Consider the following 16428-nt stretch of genomic DNA (forward strand, 5'->3'; position numbering starts at 1 on the left):
AAGTTGGTTACATCATAGGCTAATTTCGTCATCAAAGCAATATATGTTTATATTAAGCCTCTACTTATTAATACTAAGCTATGCTTTAGAATTATTTATGTGCAGAATATGTCTTCCTAGAATAAGCCCTTTAAAAATTTTAGACACATAAAGGCAAAAAACGGACGCAGTGAATTTGAAGCGCTCGATTTAAATATCGAGGACAGAAAGATTTATAAAAAATAGTTAGAAAGGAAAACAATAATAAAAAATGATGAGTACTGTAAAATTTTTAGGAGAGTTAGGATTGGGCGCTAAGAATCGCTGTGAGCAAAATAGCGTCGTCAGGATAAGTCAGTTTGATATTTTGGCGGCTGCCCGCTACTAGACGAATCGGTAGCTCTAAATATTCAAAAGCGCTCGCTTCATCGGTAATATCTAGCTGATTTTCAGCAACGTAAGATAAAACTCGCTGCAACTGTCCTAGGCGAAATACTTGCGGCGTTTGTGCTTGCCACATATTACTACGATCGATAGTACATTTAGCGTAAGAATGGATGCTGCCACTATTTGCAAGCTTATCTGTAAAGCTGTCTATAGTCTCAGATTGGGCGGCAGACTGAAAGTAGGACTTTTTCAGCGTATCAGCCACCGGTGTGGCTAAAATAGCGCCATAAGGCTCTAGCATCGCCGCTTCAATAACCTTATTAATATCCTCACTGGATACAGCAGGACGCGCGGCATCATGTATCACTACCAAGTCTGAATCATCAGCACCTGACTGACGAATGGCTTCTACCCCTGCTTGGACTGATTGCCAACGCTCAGCGCCGCCAATGGCATACTGTATAGGAAGCGCAAAATTAAGCGTTTGTGCCATATTATCATCTGCTGCTATGACCAATAAGCAGTTATCAATATAAGCACTACACTCAAGTCGTGCCACGCTATGCTGTAACAAAGTTTGCCCTTGCAGCTCGGTATATTGTTTGGCGATAGCGGAACCAAAACGACTACCGCGACCAGCAGCGACAATCATGGTATGTATATTAGGAGTGGTGTTCATAGGGTGGTTTTGACTAGTACTCATGGGCGGATTTCATGATGATATGACTGGATTAGATAGAAAGGAATCTTAAAAAGAAGAGTAATTTAAATATAAGCAGAACAACTATAGATAACCATTTATTTTGCAATAGTTAAAATCAATAACGGCTATGCGTCGTAGGTGCCGTTGATACTTGTACAAAAGTCTCATTTGGCTTAATCAAGCCTAAGTCTAAACGCGCGTGTTCTTCTACCGCTTCAAGACCGGTCTTTAGGTCATGAACGTCAGTGCGTAGCAAGTTGTTTGCCGCCACTTGATTGTCATTCAAACGTTGCTGCTCATCAATCTGTGTCAGCAATTTATTATGCTCAAACTGACCATTTTCACCCAGCCAATACTGGTATTGTAGTCCTAACAGTACAGCGACCGCTAAAGCAAGTAAGATAAATTGGCTAAAGTATTTCATAAATTGTTAACGCCAAATGATGGAGAGATAATAATTAAAATCGAAAATTAGATGAACTTATTAGGCGCTATATCATCATATGAATGACAATATAGCACTTAGTTTTAAACCCAACTTCTTAGCGCTTCAGCTTATTAGCCACGTAGACCGATAAACTCTTCACGACCACGGTAGCTTGCACGTACTTGTTGCTCGATACGTAGTAGCTGATTGTATTTCGCGACACGGTCTGAGCGGCATAGTGAGCCAGTTTTGATTTGACCCGCTGCTGTGCCAACTGCTAAATCTGCAATGGTGCTGTCTTCAGTTTCACCTGAACGATGCGAGATAATCGTTGCATAGCCATTTTTCTTCGCCAGATAAATCGCATCTAGGGTTTCTGATAAGGTGCCAATTTGATTAAACTTAATCAAAATCGCATTAGCAATGTTCTTATCGATACCTTCTTGCAAGATAGCAGGGTTGGTCACAAACAAATCATCGCCAACCAACTGGACTTTATCACCAATCTGCTCAGTCAAATACTTCCAGCCATCCCAATCTGACTCATCAAGACCGTCTTCGATAGAGATAATAGGATATTGACGCGTTAAGCCAACGAGATAGTCAGAGAAACCTTGGCTATCAAAGGACTTATTACCCTCGCCTGCCAAGATATATTGACCATCTTTATAAAATTCGCTAGCCGCACAATCTAGGGCAAGATGAATGTCTTCGCCTGCTTTATAGCCGACTTGCTCAATCGCTTGCATGATAACGGTGATAGCTTCTTCGTTGCTACGCAGGTTTGGTGCAAAACCACCTTCATCACCGACGGCTGTATTCAAGCCTTGCGATTTTAGGACAGATTTTAAGCTGTGGAAAATCTCTGTACCCGCACGCAGCGCTTCTGAGAAGCTGGTAAAACCAACGGGCTCAATCATAAATTCTTGGATATCAACGGTGTTATCCGCGTGCTCACCACCATTGATGATATTCATCATGGGTACAGGCATCGTCAATGACGTCTGATTGCGTAAGTTTGCGATATATTGATGTAGTGGCAGACTTTGTGACTTGGCAGCAGCTTTTGCCGTTGCAAGAGACACAGCCAATATCGCATTTGCGCCAAGGTTGTCTTTGTTTTCTGTACCATCGAGCGCAATCATAGCGTCATCAATGGCTTGCTGCTCGGTGACATCTCTGTCCATTAGCGCACTGCGAATCTGGCTATTGACGTTGGCAACGGCTTTTTTGACGCCTTTACCCATGTAGCGATCTTTGTCGCCATCACGCAGCTCAAGCGCTTCACGTGAGCCAGTAGAGGCGCCACTTGGGGCAGCAGCACGGCCAATAGTGCCATCGGCTAGGATAACATCGGCTTCAATCGTTGGGTTACCGCGCGAGTCTAAAATCTCACGAGCGCGAATGTCTTTAATTGCGGTGACGTTGGTGGTTTCTTCAGCGTACATAATGTCTGTTAATTCCTTTGGTCATGCCAAGTTTGTGGGATAAATAACGGCAACTAGAATACAAAAAAGATAAAAAATATCGTATAGCGAATATGCCCAAACCAGTCTTGCCTGTTTATACGATTTATATCATCTGATACCAGTGATACAATCCGCTTATTTAGCGCATGATTTTGCGAATAGTGAAAAGTTGGTTTGGCACTTTAAGCGTCGGCTATAATGCTTGGCATCATAGCATAAATTTTGCCAAACTTCCCTTATCTTACACCAACTTGCGTCCATAAAGCCCTATATGAGCAGCGATAGTAGTCGTTATCAAAGCGTTTTGTTAGTGCCGTTATTAATAGTGATATAACGCTTACGCTTTTGTTAAACGTTTGCTATTGCTATGTGCGCCAGAGACGGTGTTATCCAGCTCAACCTCGGTTTTAAATCGTGTCAAACGTAACGCGTTCATCAATACTGAAATAGAGCTGAGCGCCATTGCAGCCGCGGCAATCATAGGATTTAAAAAGCCGAAAGCGGCAAGCGGAATACCAAGGCAATTATAAATAAAAGCAAAGAATAGATTCTGTTTGATATTACGCACCGTTGCATTCGCAATTTTTTGCGCTGCATCGATATGCATGAGTGACTCGCCCATCAAGCGCGCAGAAGCACTGTGCTGCGCGACATCCGTACCTTCAAACATGGCAAAGCTGGCATCGGCAGTTGCCATCGCTGGCGCATCATTGACACCGTCCCCTGCCATGGCAACTTTATGACCTGCCGTTTGCAATAAAGCAATTTGGCTGGCTTTATCACGTGGGCTCATTTTACCGTACGCTTGCTCGATACCTAACTGCCCTGCTACATGGTCAACGACCGATTGCTTATCACCACTCATCAAAATGACATTGATGCCAGCATCTTGTAGCGCTCTTATGGCTTGCGGCGTGTCATCCTTTAGGTCATCAGCAAGGGCAAAAGCACCGAGCGGCTCATCGTTAATACTAATAGCGACCGTACTGGCGATTTGCCATACTTTTGGCATCAGCTTTGGTAGCGTCAAATTAGCAAACTCTGCGCTACCAACCTTTATTAAGCCTAAGCCTTCGATATTTGCTTGTATACCAGCGCCCTTTATCACGCTAATATCAGTGACATTCATCAATGGCAAGTTTCGCTCAGTAGCCGCGTTAATCAATGCCGTCGCTAATGGGTGACTGGCATGCGCCTCAACACTTGCGGCAATTTGCAGGACATCATCAACGGCTAGTGACTTATCTACCATCACATTATCGACGATAGCAGGCTTGCCAATGGTCAATGTACCCGTTTTATCCAAAACAACGGTATCGATATTACCTGCCGCCTCTAAGCTTTGCGCGTCTTTAAACCAAACACCATGACGCGCGGCGACGCCCATACCAGCCATGATAGCCGCTGGCGTGGCCAAACCAAGCGCACATGGGCAAGCAATGACCAATACCGACACGGCATGCATTAACGCCGTGTCAATCATACCCGTTAGCCACCATGTCAACCCAAAGGTGACCAAGGCAATCGTCACTACGACAGGAACAAAAATAGCCGTTACTCTATCAGCAAGGCGCGCTAAATTGGCTTTTGAGCCTTGCGCATCACTGAGCGCTTGTACCATATCACCGAGCTTCGTATCGCTACCTTTAGCACTAACGCGATAGAGTAAGCTGCCGTTTTCGACGAGAGCGCCTGCTAGCAGTCCATCACCTACTTCTTTTTTGAGCGGTACGGACTCGCCGGTTAAATGACTCTCCACACACCAGCCACTACCATCGATAACTGTACCATCGGTTGCCACGCGGCTGCCTTGCTTAGCTCGCAATATATCGCCTACTTGTACATCTTGCAGCGCAACATTATGAAAGTCGCCATTCGGCTGCTGCTGCTCGACTTCATCGGGGGTTAATGACAATAGTAAATCAATACTGTTTAAGCTGTGCTTTTTGGTGCGCTCTTCAAGATATTTACCCGTACGCACAAAAGCAATGACCATCACCCCTGCTTCAAAATACACTGCTGGTCCGTGTCCACTACCATGACCGCTTTGCAGCAGACTATTTAACGTACCATCGCCATGGGTCAGCCATAGATACGTTGAATACGCCCAAATAGTGACCGTACCGATGACCACCAGTACGTCCATATTGGCAAGACCACCTTTAATAGACGCCCAAGCGCTTTTGTAAAAGGGTAATGCCAATCCAAACTGTACAATCGTCGCTAGGACAAACTGAATCCAAACGGGTGGCATCCACGCCATACCCTGACCGACAAGCATGCCCGCCATACCAACTAAAAACGGCAGCAAGCAAACCCATAACCCAATCAAGCGCCACGGATACTCAGTCGCGGTATCCTCGTCTGTTTGTGCAAACAAACTATCGGCTGCTTGTAAATTGGCCACGAAACCGGTTTTATTTACCCATTCTGTGACCTGCTCAGGTGTGGTCTGCGTTGGGTCATAATCCACATTGGCGGTCTCGCCAGCGAAGTTTACACTCACCTCATATACCGATGGTTTTTTGTTCAGTACCTTCTCGATTCTTGAGGCACAGGCCTGACACGTCATTCCATCAATGGCCAGTTGCAAGTGTGCACGCGTAGGCGATGTCGTCGTATTGGACTGAATATCAGTTTCAACATCATAGGACTGCTCATTGCTGGTACGGGTAGAATCATTCATAAATAGAACTCGTTATTGCGTTATAGCACTTTATAGCGTTTATCAATTGATATGGCCATAAAAATATCAGTGGAGGAGAAATCTAAATGAAACAAGTAAAGCGTTTTAAAGTTGAATATGAATCTTAATGGATACTAAATATTAAATGGATACGAATAATGGCTATTCAAGTATGTCACTCTCTATAGCTTAATAACGCTCAGCACCATGATAGAAGCAACTTAATATGTATGAATAGTGATTGCTCATTAAAAAAACCATTTAAATATCCATTAAAAAACCAGCCATGATAGCTGGTTTACTTAACTAAATGACAATGCTTACGATTTAGCAACGGTTGCATCGAAGCCTGCCTCATCGATAGCAGCAGCAATGACTTCTGCACTGGTTTTGCTATCATCAAAGGTGACTGTCGCTTGATTGTCTGCAAGCTCGATACTGATATCATCTAAACCATCGATATCGGCGGTGGCATTATGGACGCTTGCCACACAGCCGCCACAAGTCATGCCATCAATTTTAATAACACGGGTTTGGTTTGCCATGAGAGGCTCCTTATTTTTATAACTGAGTTTTTATGAGTGAGTATCTTTATAGCTTTAATAAACTGCTTTTATCGCTGTTTTCTAAATACAGCCATTGCAGCATTGAACTAGCATAAGCCCAATTAAGCTGAACAACAAGTTTGATTGCTCGTATCTTTACGAAACTACTTTATGAAAGCGCTGTTTATTTATCAGTGCCTAACTGCTAATCCTGATAACGTGGATTTTGCGGGGCATCGATAGGAAACGGCTGAGTGACGTAATCGACCATACTGATTGCCGCAACGAAAGCATGGATGGTCGTTTGCGTATCATCATAACGGATAAAGGCAACACCATTTTCAGGCTCCAGCTCAATTTTAGTGACACCGGTAATGTTTTTTAGCGCCGTCATCACGCTCTCAAGCCCTTCGGTATCATCGATATTTTCGATACTTACCTGCGCTATTTTAATCGCCATCGTCTTACCCTCTCATCGATATCATTGTTAACATTATTAATGCGTATCCAATACCTCAAAGCCTTTAACCAAATCATCGATCTGCTTTAGCTGACGTAAAAACGGCTCTAACTGGCTGGTTCGCAACGCACACGGGCCATCACATTTTGCAACTTCTGGGTTTGGATGCGCCTCTAAGAATAATCCAGCTAGTCCTGTTGCCATACCTGCGCGGGCAAGGGTTGTGATTTGCTCACGGCGTCCGCCGGCACTATCACTACGCGCACCCGGCTGCTGCAAACTATGGGTTACATCAAAAAATACCGGAATATCCATCTGCTTCATGGTATCAAAACCAAGCATATCGACGACCAGATTATTATAACCAAAGGCACTACCGCGCTCACAAAGTATCAGCTTATCGTTACCACCTTCAAGACATTTATTAACGATATGACGCATCTCATGCGGCGCTAAAAACTGCGCTTTTTTAATATTAATAATCGCATCAGTCTTTGCCATCGCATGCACCAAATCAGTTTGACGCGATAAAAACGCTGGCAGCTGGATAATATCAGCAACTTCAGCAACGGGCGCTGCTTGATAAGGTTCATGGACGTCAGTGATAATTGGCACTTGGAATTTTTCTTTAATTTGCCCAAGCCAATCGATACCTTGCTCTAATCCAGGACCTCTATAAGAATGTAAGCTTGAACGATTGGCTTTATCAAAGCTGGCTTTAAAAACATAACCGATGCCCAAACGTTGGCATATATCAACATACTGCTCGGCAATCTCAAACGCCAATTCTTTTGATTCTAAGACATTCATGCCACCGAACAATACAAACGGCTGATCATTACCGATATTGATTGTATTGCCATTTGGCGTTGTAAGCTGAATATGTGATTGCGCCGTTAATAGATTTTCCATGAAGCGGTGACCCTCATTCTTGTTATTTACTGTCGTTATCAACAGTTATTATTAATGCTACTTTCTCATATTGTAACCGATAGCCACATGAAAAAAAGTATCTAAGCGTAATTACATCTCGCTGATACTGTAGATTACTTAATAAAAGCGCTATTGCTAGAAACCGCTATTAAAAAATGGCTAAATAAAGTCCAAAAAAAAGACCAATCCGAAAATCAGTCTTTTTTATAACGATCAAGCTGTCATGCGATAACGATTATTTATTATCGCTATAGGTTCTTGCGGCTTTTACAAAGCTATTAAACAGTGGATGACCACCGCGTGGCGAGCTGGTAAATTCAGGATGGAACTGTACCGCGACAAACCAAGGATGAGTAGGAATCTCAACCGATTCGACCAAATGCTGCTTAGCCGAATAACCAGATATGCTCATACCTGCTTGCTCTAATGGCTCAATATAACGATTGTTCATCTCATAACGATGGCGATGACGCTCAGTGATATTGGTTGAACCGTAGATTTGGGCAAGCTTACTACCAGCAACCAGTTCCGCTTGCTGTGCACCTAAACGCATGGTGCCACCAAGGTCTGAATCATCGCTACGAATCTGCAATTCGCCGCGCTCATCTAACCATTCGGTAATCAGACCAATAATAGGTTCAGCCGCCGTACGATGGAACTCAGAAGAGTTGGCATCGATATGTAGCACATTGCGCGCATACTCAATCACAGCCAGCTGCATACCAAGGCAGATACCAAGATAAGGTACGTTGTTTTCACGCGCATAAGTAATGGCTTTCATTTTGCCATTGGTACCGCGCTCACCGAAGCCGCCCGGTACTAAAATAGCATCAGCATCGTTTAGACGGGCAAATAAAGCATCATCCGTTTCTAACAATTCAGCATCAATATAGTCGATTTTCACGTCGGCTTTATGCGTGATGCCAGCGTGTAGCAAGGCTTCATTGATAGACTTATAGGCATCCGGTAATTCAACATACTTACCAACCATCGCTACCGTCACCGTCGCTTCAGGATTCAGCTGTGCTTCAACCACTTTATCCCAATCGCTTAAATCCGCTTCTGGTAAATCAAGACCAAAGCGCTCACAGATTAAGTCATCAAGATCTTGTTCATGCAGGGTGCGCGGAATCTGGTAAATACTTTGCGCATCTTCACACATGATAACCGCACGCTCTTCGACGTTGGTGAATAGCGCAATCTTGCGGCGATTGTCTGGTGAGATATGGTGATCTGAGCGGCAAATTAAGACATCAGGCTGTAAACCAATCGAACGCAGCTCTTTTACTGAATGCTGGGTCGGCTTAGTCTTGGTTTCACCAGCACTGGCGATATAAGGTACTAATGTTAAATGCATCAGCATGGCGCGATTGCGACCTAGCTCTACTTGCATTTGGCGTACAGCTTCCATAAAGGGAAGTGATTCGATATCACCAACTGTACCGCCAATCTCGATAATGGCGATGTCATAGCCTTCGCCACTGGCAAGAATTTTGCTTTTGATTTCATCAGTGATATGCGGAATCACTTGTACCGTACCGCCTAGATATTCACCGCGACGCTCTTTATTCAAAACGTTTTGATAGATACGACCACTGGTGAAGTTGTTGCTCTTACTCATCTTTGAATGGCGCAAAAAACGCTCATAGTAGCCCAAATCTAAATCGGTCTCAGCGCCATCTTCGGTGACGAACACTTCGCCGTGCTGGAACGGGCTCATCGTACCTGGATCGACGTTGATATACGGATCCATTTTGGTCATCGTCACTTTTACGCCACGTGCTTCTAGCACGGCAGCAAGGGATGCGGCGGTAATACCTTTTCCTAGTGAGGACACTACCCCACCGGTCACAAATATAAACTTGGTCATAGTACTCTGTCGGTAATTGGTAAAGAAGGATTTTACTAAAAATACGCCACAAAATATAGGGCAAAAGCGCAAACTCTTTAAAACACTCAGTTTTTAACGCTTAGTCATCTTAAGTGCGTAGTCATCGTAAATACGTAGCTATTATAACCCACTGCAGCTCTAAAAAGGTCACAACAAAAAAACTCACCCCGAAGGATGAGTTTTTTTAGAGTCAAATTCTAGTTCATACTAGAATAAGTATTCTAGACCAGTACCGATTACGAATACTTCTGCATCGCCACGTACACCAGTATATACAGGTTTGTCTGAAGTACCAGTATTATATGCATAGCGAACATTGTCAGCTTTATTCATACCAGCATAAGCATGAGCAATGATGTTGTCTTTATACATATACTTACCACCAACAACGATTTGATCCGAGTCAGCATTATCAAAACCATTTAGGTTAGTAGTATTGTTGTACTGAGTATAGATAGAAGCTGGGCGGGCAAAGTTATTTAGACCCATTTGAGCGCTTACAACCAGACCTTTCTCTTTAGAAGAGCCATAATCATAATCTGCTACTTGATATAGAGCGCCTAAAGTAATAGGAGCTGCCATGTATTTACCTAAATCTACAGTTGCAGTACCACGGATGATATCACCAACGATATTTTGGTCTTTATCATACGCTAGGCCAGCAGTGAAGCCAGTACCTTGATCAAACAACGCCGCAACACCAAAGCCTGCATTGTCATTACCGTTTACATCATCAGAGCTATACATTGCAGAGATTTCTAGTGGTAGACCGTCGTATTTTGGTGCAGTCCAAATGATTGAACTTGCGATACGGTTGCTATCTGCCATGTTTAACGCAGAAACAACTTCATTCTCATTTTGAGTCTGACCTAAGTTATCAAAATAACCTTGGTTAACAACAACGTTGTCAACTCTAGCTAGAGTTGATTGGTTTTTACCAACACGGAATTCACCGAACTGTTTGTTTACAACACCAAGATATGTATCACGGTTAGTGAAACCGTTTTTGTCGCCATCAATGCTTGTGCCGTACTCTAAGCGATAGATAACATCAGTATTAGCAGTCATGGCTTCAGAGCCTTTGATACCGATACGTGAAGCATGAGAGTTAATCTCTACTGTATCTTCATCATACATGTTGCTAGCAGGACCATCAAACTCAGCATTAACGTAGTCAGCCGCTAAAAAAGCTTTACCATATAGAGTTGGGGCTGCATTGGCTGCAGATACAGATAGGGCAGCGATTGCTGTAGCTAAAAGTAGTTTTTTCATGGGGGTATCTCCACTTTACAATTTTAGTAATGAGCGAGCTATTATTAGCCGGTGCCCAAAATGGTATCGTCACAAATCCTCAAAGATATAATGTGTAACTGGCTACCGAGATTAGTCAGAAACAAGTGTGGCGAAGTTCTATTACCGTAAGATGAAAAAAACCATGACTTACATAACTGGGATCGAAATCGTAACTGCCATGTAAACGTTGGTCTTTATCGCTCTGTTGCGTAACATCCGTTACCAAACTCATACTTCGAGTACAAGCATAACAACTTTGACATAATTTGCAACATATTTTTTACGTCTCTAATGACAAAAAATCTTCAAAGCCATGTCCACTATGAGGTTTAACCCATATTTAATTAGGGACAAAAAAACACCCCTACTCGCCATGGGCGAATAGAGGTGTTATTGAGAAATATCAGTAATAAGGATATAAACTATATTTAATATGCTTATTAAAAACAAAACGTTAGCAGGCTACTTATACTTGACATACTCCCACCACTTTCAACAAGCTCAAGTGAGGGATTCTAAAAGCGTTGGCTCTTAGGTGAAATCCTCGCGGTGTCACAAGTTTTCTGCTTCAATGGGTGACTTTACTACATCTACCCTCCACAGACAAAACGGCATGTCCTGCCGTAATATTGATATTAAAGATTATTTTAAGGATTTTCACTAACTAATTTGTATAAAATTATAATAAAAACTAAGCGAAATTCACCTCCACCCTAACCTCGGATGGAGTCCTCTTTCGCGTTATTGAAAGCAAAGCCCCTTAATAATAACTAACGCTAGTTATATCATTTAATTAATAATATGGCTCGATTAATTTAGCAGTTGGCTTTTAAGTCAAGGCGTGCTTGATGGAGCAACGGCTCAGTGTAACCACTTGGCTGCTCGCGACCTTTAAACACCAAATCACAAGCCGCTTTAAAGGCATACGAGTTATCGAAGTCAGTTGCCATGGGCTGATAGCCATTATCGTCAGCATTTTGCTCATCGACGACCTTTGCCATGCGCTTCATGGTATCCATTACTTGTTGCTCACTGATGACCCCATGATGCAGCCAGTTAGCGATATGCTGGCTTGAGATACGCAGTGTCGCACGGTCTTCCATTAGACCCACATCATTAATATCAGGTACTTTAGAGCAACCAACACCTTGGTTTACCCAGCGTACGACATAACCTAAGATGCCTTGAGCATTATTATCAAGCTCTTGCTGCTTCTCTTCTTCCGTCCAGTTGGTGTTTTTTGCCAATGGAATGGTCAAGATGTCATCTAAGCTGGCACGCTCACGTGATTTTAGGTTGTCTTGCACCTCAGCGACATTCACTTGATGATAATGCATGCTGTGTAAGGTGGCACCCGTTGGTGATGGTACCCACGCTGTGCTAGCGCCCGCTTGTGGATGAGCGGCTTTGGTTTCCATCATCTCTTTCATCTCATCAGGCTTCGCCCACATGCCTTTACCAATTTGAGCGTGACCTTGTAGACCCGTCTCTAAACCGATATCAACGTTCCACTGCTCATAAGCTGGCTGCCATGCTTCTGACTTCATATCGCCTTTACGTACGAAAGGTCCGGCGTTCATGCTGGTATGCATCTCATCACCGGTACGGTCTAAGAAACCGGTATTAATAAAGATAACGCGCTCTTTGGCTTGGCGAATCGCTTCTTTTAGGTTGACCGTCATACGGCGCTCTTCGTCCATGATACCGATTTTAAGGGTATTACGTTCTAAGCCCAATAAGTCTTCTGAGGCATTAAACAAATCGTTTGCCATTTTGACTTCTTCAGGACCATGCATTTTTGGTTTAACGATATACATCGAACCTTTGCGTGAGTTTGATAGCTGGCTGTTACCTTTTAAATCATTTAAAGACAATAGCGGTGTAATCAAACCATCCATCAAGCCTTCAAAAATCTCTTCTTGACCGTTACCCAAATCGACTAAAATCGCAGGGTTTTGCATCAAATGGCCAACGTTACGGATTAGCAATAATGAGCGACCTGGTAAGGTAAGGGTGCCACCAGCTGGCGTAGTATATTCGCGATCTGGGTTTTGTTTACGTGTACGGGTTTTGCCGCCTTTTTCAAAGGTTTCTTGCAAGTCGCCATTCATCAAACCAAACCAGTTACGATACACTTCTACTTTTTCTTCGGCATCTACCGCCGCGATTGAGTCTTCGCAATCTTGAATCGCCGTGATAGCAGATTCAAGTAATACGTCTTTGATGTTAGCTGGATCGTCTTTACCCACTGGATGGCTGCCATCGATTTGGATTTCAGCGTGTAGGTTGTTGTTTTTTAACAAAATACCAGTTGGGTTTTCAGCCTCGCCGACAAAACCTGCAAACTGAGCGGCATCTTTTAATTCAGTACTGCTATCACCTTGCAGCACTTCAAGCTTGCCATCGACAACTTTAAAACCAGTTGCATCGTTGTATGAACCTGATGCTAACGCAAAGTTTTCATCTAAGAATTTTTTGGCATATGCCACGACAGCTGCGCCGCGAGTTGGGTTGTAGCCACCTTTTGCTTCTTGACCATTTTCATCGCTGATCACGTCTGTGCCGTACAAAGCATCATACAAGCTGCCCCAACGAGCGTTGGTCGCGTTCAATGCGTAGCGCGCGTTACGTACTGGTACGACCAACTGCGGTCCTGCGATATGGGCAATCTCGTCGTCGACGTTTTGGGTACTGACTTTGAAATCTTCGCTTTCTGGTAACAGATAGCCAATTTCTTGCAAAAACGCTTTATAAGTAGGATAGTCAATGTCGCCGTCTTTGGCAGGATTGTCCAGATGCCATTGATCAATCTGGGCTTGGATTTTGTCACGGGTCGCAAGCAGCGCTTTATTACGCGGCGTAAACTCCTTAATGACCTTTTCAAAACCTGACCAATAACTGTCTGAATCCACACCGACTTTCGGCAGCACTTCGTTTTCAATAAAATCGAACATCTGCTTATCGATGGCAAGAATGCCCTTTTGAATACGATTGGCGTTAGAAGACTGGCTCATATTGTTATCCTTATCTGTTCGTGAAGTGTGTTAATCCCGGGTTACTACTATCGCAGTTAAGATCTAAGTTGCTACTATTTAGACCAGCTTTGAGCAAATACTAAGGCGATAACCCTTACTTTTTGCGCTAGCATAGATAGTTGATATAATACTGAGTATGCAACTATTTACTAGCAATCAATAGTAAGACAGAATGTCCCAAAAGCAAAATCTCATCCTACTATCAAATAATGAAATAAACAAGGAAACATCATTCACAAAGTAAATACTTAGGCTGTATATAAATGATACTCTATGAGACGTATGGCTTTAGATGCCGTAACTGGCTTGCTTAAGCACAATGATTGAAATGATGTATAAACGGTAAGTAATCATTACTATCTCAATTTATGCTTAATGGTTATCTATTAAGGTAAAACATTTAAAAGCATCAAGCGCGTCAGATTATCCGCCATGCCAAGCGCCATTAAAGATATTTGCCAATATAGCAGACATATTTATTTTCAGACCTTTTCATCATTATTCAATAAATGCCGCCTTACAACTACTCAATAAAGCCCGATAAAACTATGACTATCAATACACAAAACCTTGCAACTTTAACCCAAGAAAATGACGCTCAAGAAGATAGCGTTGATATTACTCAATTACGAACGCCTATAAAGGTAGACCTATCCCATATTTATGAGTTTTTAGGTGCGCGCACCACCCAAGCTTGGGTAGATGCTGCTATTGCTGATTTGCCATTAATCATTCAAGACCATGCCAATTGTGAAAAGAAGGCGGCTGGTACAGCGATGAACCTACTATTTCGCTACGAGTTCTCTTATGATTTACAGCGTAAATTGGCGCAGTTGATACGCGAGGAGATGCTGCATTATGAGCAAGTGCTCGGTATCATGAATGAGCGCGGGCAAGAGTGGGAATACCTAAGTGCCGGACGTTATGCCAAAGGCATGCTGAAACATAAACGTACCTACGAGCCAGAAGCGATGATAGATGTATTAATTATCGGAGCGTTTATTGAAGCGCGTTCTTGTGAGCGTTTTGCCGCATTGGCTGAAGTCATCAATGATGAGCGTTTGGCGAAATATTATCGCTACTTACTTAAATCAGAAAGCCGTCATTTTGAAGATTATTTGGCATTAGCGCAGTCATTGTCTAAGGACAATATCGACGAGCGCATGGCGTTTTTTAAAGCAGTAGAGTCAGAGCTGATAGCAAGCCCAGATACTGAGCTGCGTTTTCATAGCGGTGAACCTACTTAGGTCTTACAAACTTTATCTGAGCTCCTAATAGCTATAAATAATCATTAAAAAAAGGTGCTGCAATCAGCGATACTCTTATCAACTGATGGATGCACCTTTTTAGTTTTGACTTAATACCTAAAATCCAACTATTAAGAATCTTTTTCATCAGGATTTAAGACACGGGTTTGGGCATTATCAATGTTTGCATAACGGTTTAAGTCATTGATACCTGCACTTTTAGCTGTATCGCTGACGATGGTATGCTCATTAATACCTTCATCAAAAGCATTGCCCTCTTGGTCACGGCGATCTGGCTGACGTGCAGGATTGTCATTGTCATTGACGTGCTCTGAATTAATCACACCTTCTTTAAAGGTATCGGTACCTTTATTCTCAGTAATGCTATTTTCTATTTCAGTGTGAACATCAGATGTGTGAGTATTAAGTGTATTAACATCAGAGTCATCAATCCGCGTTTTGGTTAACGCTGGATCTTTGGTTTGCATCTTCTCATTTTGCATTATGGTGTCCTTGTCATTTTGAATTGTTGTGATTGTCGTTATTATTATCAATCATTCAATTTCTAAAACTACTGGCTTGCCAATTTAATAACAGCTAAACACTATTCATTGCCTTTTTGGGATAAATCATAAGCATTTAAGTCTGCAACATTCTTGCCGCCATCTGGTAAGCTCTCTTCCTTACGAGGATCGGAATATATCTCGTCCGTTTCCTGTGATTTCTGCTGTGGTCCATCGATATCGGGCTCGTGTTTACGACCTTCGTAACTGTCTTGGGCATTGTCTGGATATAAGGCTGCTGGATCATGAACGGGTACCGCTTCTTCATGATTTGGATGAGTGTTAGTTGGCATAGCGCTTCCCTCGCTTTTATGGTTTAAAGCATTATTTATTTTTATGAATGAATAAATATGCTAATTGCTACTGATTTCTTTGTAATGAAGCTGATATCACTTATCGGTGCGTAATTCATCATCAATAAATGAAGTCTGTTCTTCTTCACTCAATTTCTCTGGCGCATCGACTTGCTTATTATCTGCTAAGTTTTTTTCGATTTGCTGACTATCTACTTGTTCTGCTGCTTTTTTAATATCTGAGGTATCGTTATTGGTATTGCTCATGATTCATTTCCTATTTTTTATAATTGATGTATTGGTAACAAGACCTGTGTCAATTATAATTAGAATTTTCAATCGCTAACCAGTGTACTGCGGTATCAATGTGTGAATAAATGTGAGGTTACCAGACAGTTTGTAACGCATGTTTCATCTTTATACTTATCGTCATTCGCAATGGAGACTATTAATACGAAAAAGCCAAGCGTAGATTACATCCACGCTTGGCTTTCATTGAGAATAATTTAACTGGAAA

The 16428-nt window shown here is 42.6% G+C and carries 14 protein-coding genes; 1 reads left to right on the forward strand and 13 read right to left on the reverse strand.

Annotated features, from left to right (window positions below):
* Positions 1-280: 280 nt before the first annotated feature.
* From ispD to AC2FA3_RS00370, 10 genes are all read right to left on the reverse strand, one after another.
* Positions 281-1069, reverse strand: coding sequence for a 2-C-methyl-D-erythritol 4-phosphate cytidylyltransferase (ispD, locus tag AC2FA3_RS00325; protein WP_490507797.1), 789 nt, complete (start codon positions 1067-1069; stop codon positions 281-283).
* Between the two features lie 115 nt (positions 1070-1184).
* The gene (locus tag AC2FA3_RS00330) at positions 1185-1493 is read right to left on the reverse strand and encodes an FtsB family cell division protein (RefSeq protein ID WP_201608851.1); all 309 of its coding nucleotides are present in this window, start codon (positions 1491-1493) and stop codon (positions 1185-1187) included.
* A 134-nt stretch (positions 1494-1627) separates the two neighbouring features.
* On the reverse strand, positions 1628-2944 hold the full coding sequence (eno, locus tag AC2FA3_RS00335) for a phosphopyruvate hydratase (protein ID WP_490507798.1): 1317 nt from the start codon (positions 2942-2944) through the stop codon (positions 1628-1630).
* A gap of 358 nt (positions 2945-3302) precedes the next feature.
* Positions 3303-5651 (reverse strand): heavy metal translocating P-type ATPase, encoded by a 2349-nt coding sequence (locus AC2FA3_RS00340; protein WP_298909227.1) that lies wholly within the window; start codon positions 5649-5651, stop codon positions 3303-3305.
* A 320-nt stretch (positions 5652-5971) separates the two neighbouring features.
* The gene (locus AC2FA3_RS00345; protein WP_298909229.1) at positions 5972-6196 is read right to left on the reverse strand and encodes a heavy-metal-associated domain-containing protein; all 225 of its coding nucleotides are present in this window, start codon (positions 6194-6196) and stop codon (positions 5972-5974) included.
* A 205-nt stretch (positions 6197-6401) separates the two neighbouring features.
* The gene (locus AC2FA3_RS00350; protein ID WP_298909230.1) at positions 6402-6656 is read right to left on the reverse strand and encodes a heavy-metal-associated domain-containing protein; all 255 of its coding nucleotides are present in this window, start codon (positions 6654-6656) and stop codon (positions 6402-6404) included.
* A 36-nt stretch (positions 6657-6692) separates the two neighbouring features.
* Entirely contained in the window at positions 6693-7568 is an 876-nt protein-coding gene (kdsA, locus tag AC2FA3_RS00355) for a 3-deoxy-8-phosphooctulonate synthase (protein ID WP_490507799.1), read from the reverse strand.
* Between the two features lie 256 nt (positions 7569-7824).
* Entirely contained in the window at positions 7825-9459 is a 1635-nt protein-coding gene (gene pyrG / locus AC2FA3_RS00360; protein ID WP_201563085.1) for a CTP synthase, read from the reverse strand.
* 228 nt (positions 9460-9687) lie between these two features.
* Positions 9688-10752, reverse strand: a complete 1065-nt coding sequence (locus AC2FA3_RS00365; protein ID WP_490507800.1) for a porin — start codon at positions 10750-10752, stop codon at positions 9688-9690.
* An 836-nt stretch (positions 10753-11588) separates the two neighbouring features.
* The gene (locus AC2FA3_RS00370) at positions 11589-13787 is read right to left on the reverse strand and encodes a malate synthase G (protein WP_490507801.1); all 2199 of its coding nucleotides are present in this window, start codon (positions 13785-13787) and stop codon (positions 11589-11591) included.
* Between the two features lie 569 nt (positions 13788-14356).
* On the opposite strand from AC2FA3_RS00370, the gene AC2FA3_RS00375 reads away from it, so the two are divergent.
* Positions 14357-15055: a MiaE family protein gene (locus tag AC2FA3_RS00375; RefSeq protein ID WP_490507802.1), complete on the forward strand. Its 699-nt coding sequence runs from the start codon at positions 14357-14359 to the stop codon at positions 15053-15055.
* A gap of 131 nt (positions 15056-15186) precedes the next feature.
* Here the strand turns inward: AC2FA3_RS00375 and AC2FA3_RS00380 are convergent, their stop codons facing one another.
* From AC2FA3_RS00380 to AC2FA3_RS00390, 3 genes are all read right to left on the reverse strand, one after another.
* Positions 15187-15558 (reverse strand): hypothetical protein, encoded by a 372-nt coding sequence (locus tag AC2FA3_RS00380; protein WP_490507803.1) that lies wholly within the window; start codon positions 15556-15558, stop codon positions 15187-15189.
* Positions 15559-15659: 101 nt separating this feature from the next.
* The gene (locus tag AC2FA3_RS00385; protein ID WP_490507804.1) at positions 15660-15911 is read right to left on the reverse strand and encodes a hypothetical protein; all 252 of its coding nucleotides are present in this window, start codon (positions 15909-15911) and stop codon (positions 15660-15662) included.
* A 96-nt stretch (positions 15912-16007) separates the two neighbouring features.
* Positions 16008-16178 carry a hypothetical protein gene (locus AC2FA3_RS00390; protein ID WP_490507805.1) on the reverse strand — a complete coding sequence of 57 codons (171 nt, stop codon included), beginning with the start codon at positions 16176-16178 and terminating at the stop codon, positions 16008-16010.
* Positions 16179-16428: the final 250 nt, after the last annotated feature.

This window comes from Janibacter sp. CoH_79_TC_3 (genome assembly GCF_058197955.1).

What these genes read in the sequence shown, in the direction of transcription:
- ispD (WP_490507797.1), bottom strand. Translation starts at nt 1,069, where the DNA reads ATGAGTACTAGTCAAAACCACCCTATGAACACCACTCCTAATATACAT.
- AC2FA3_RS00330 (WP_201608851.1), bottom strand. Translation starts at nt 1,493, where the DNA reads ATGAAATACTTTAGCCAATTTATCTTACTTGCTTTAGCGGTCGCTGTA.
- eno (WP_490507798.1), bottom strand. Translation starts at nt 2,944, where the DNA reads ATGTACGCTGAAGAAACCACCAACGTCACCGCAATTAAAGACATTCGC.
- AC2FA3_RS00340 (WP_298909227.1), bottom strand. Translation starts at nt 5,651, where the DNA reads ATGAATGATTCTACCCGTACCAGCAATGAGCAGTCCTATGATGTTGAA.
- AC2FA3_RS00345 (WP_298909229.1), bottom strand. Translation starts at nt 6,196, where the DNA reads ATGGCAAACCAAACCCGTGTTATTAAAATTGATGGCATGACTTGTGGC.
- AC2FA3_RS00350 (WP_298909230.1), bottom strand. Translation starts at nt 6,656, where the DNA reads ATGGCGATTAAAATAGCGCAGGTAAGTATCGAAAATATCGATGATACC.
- kdsA (WP_490507799.1), bottom strand. Translation starts at nt 7,568, where the DNA reads ATGGAAAATCTATTAACGGCGCAATCACATATTCAGCTTACAACGCCA.
- pyrG (WP_201563085.1), bottom strand. Translation starts at nt 9,459, where the DNA reads ATGACCAAGTTTATATTTGTGACCGGTGGGGTAGTGTCCTCACTAGGA.
- AC2FA3_RS00365 (WP_490507800.1), bottom strand. Translation starts at nt 10,752, where the DNA reads ATGAAAAAACTACTTTTAGCTACAGCAATCGCTGCCCTATCTGTATCT.
- AC2FA3_RS00370 (WP_490507801.1), bottom strand. Translation starts at nt 13,787, where the DNA reads ATGAGCCAGTCTTCTAACGCCAATCGTATTCAAAAGGGCATTCTTGCC.
- AC2FA3_RS00375 (WP_490507802.1), top strand. Translation starts at nt 14,357, where the DNA reads ATGACTATCAATACACAAAACCTTGCAACTTTAACCCAAGAAAATGAC.
- AC2FA3_RS00380 (WP_490507803.1), bottom strand. Translation starts at nt 15,558, where the DNA reads ATGCAAAATGAGAAGATGCAAACCAAAGATCCAGCGTTAACCAAAACG.
- AC2FA3_RS00385 (WP_490507804.1), bottom strand. Translation starts at nt 15,911, where the DNA reads ATGCCAACTAACACTCATCCAAATCATGAAGAAGCGGTACCCGTTCAT.
- AC2FA3_RS00390 (WP_490507805.1), bottom strand. Translation starts at nt 16,178, where the DNA reads ATGAGCAATACCAATAACGATACCTCAGATATTAAAAAAGCAGCAGAA.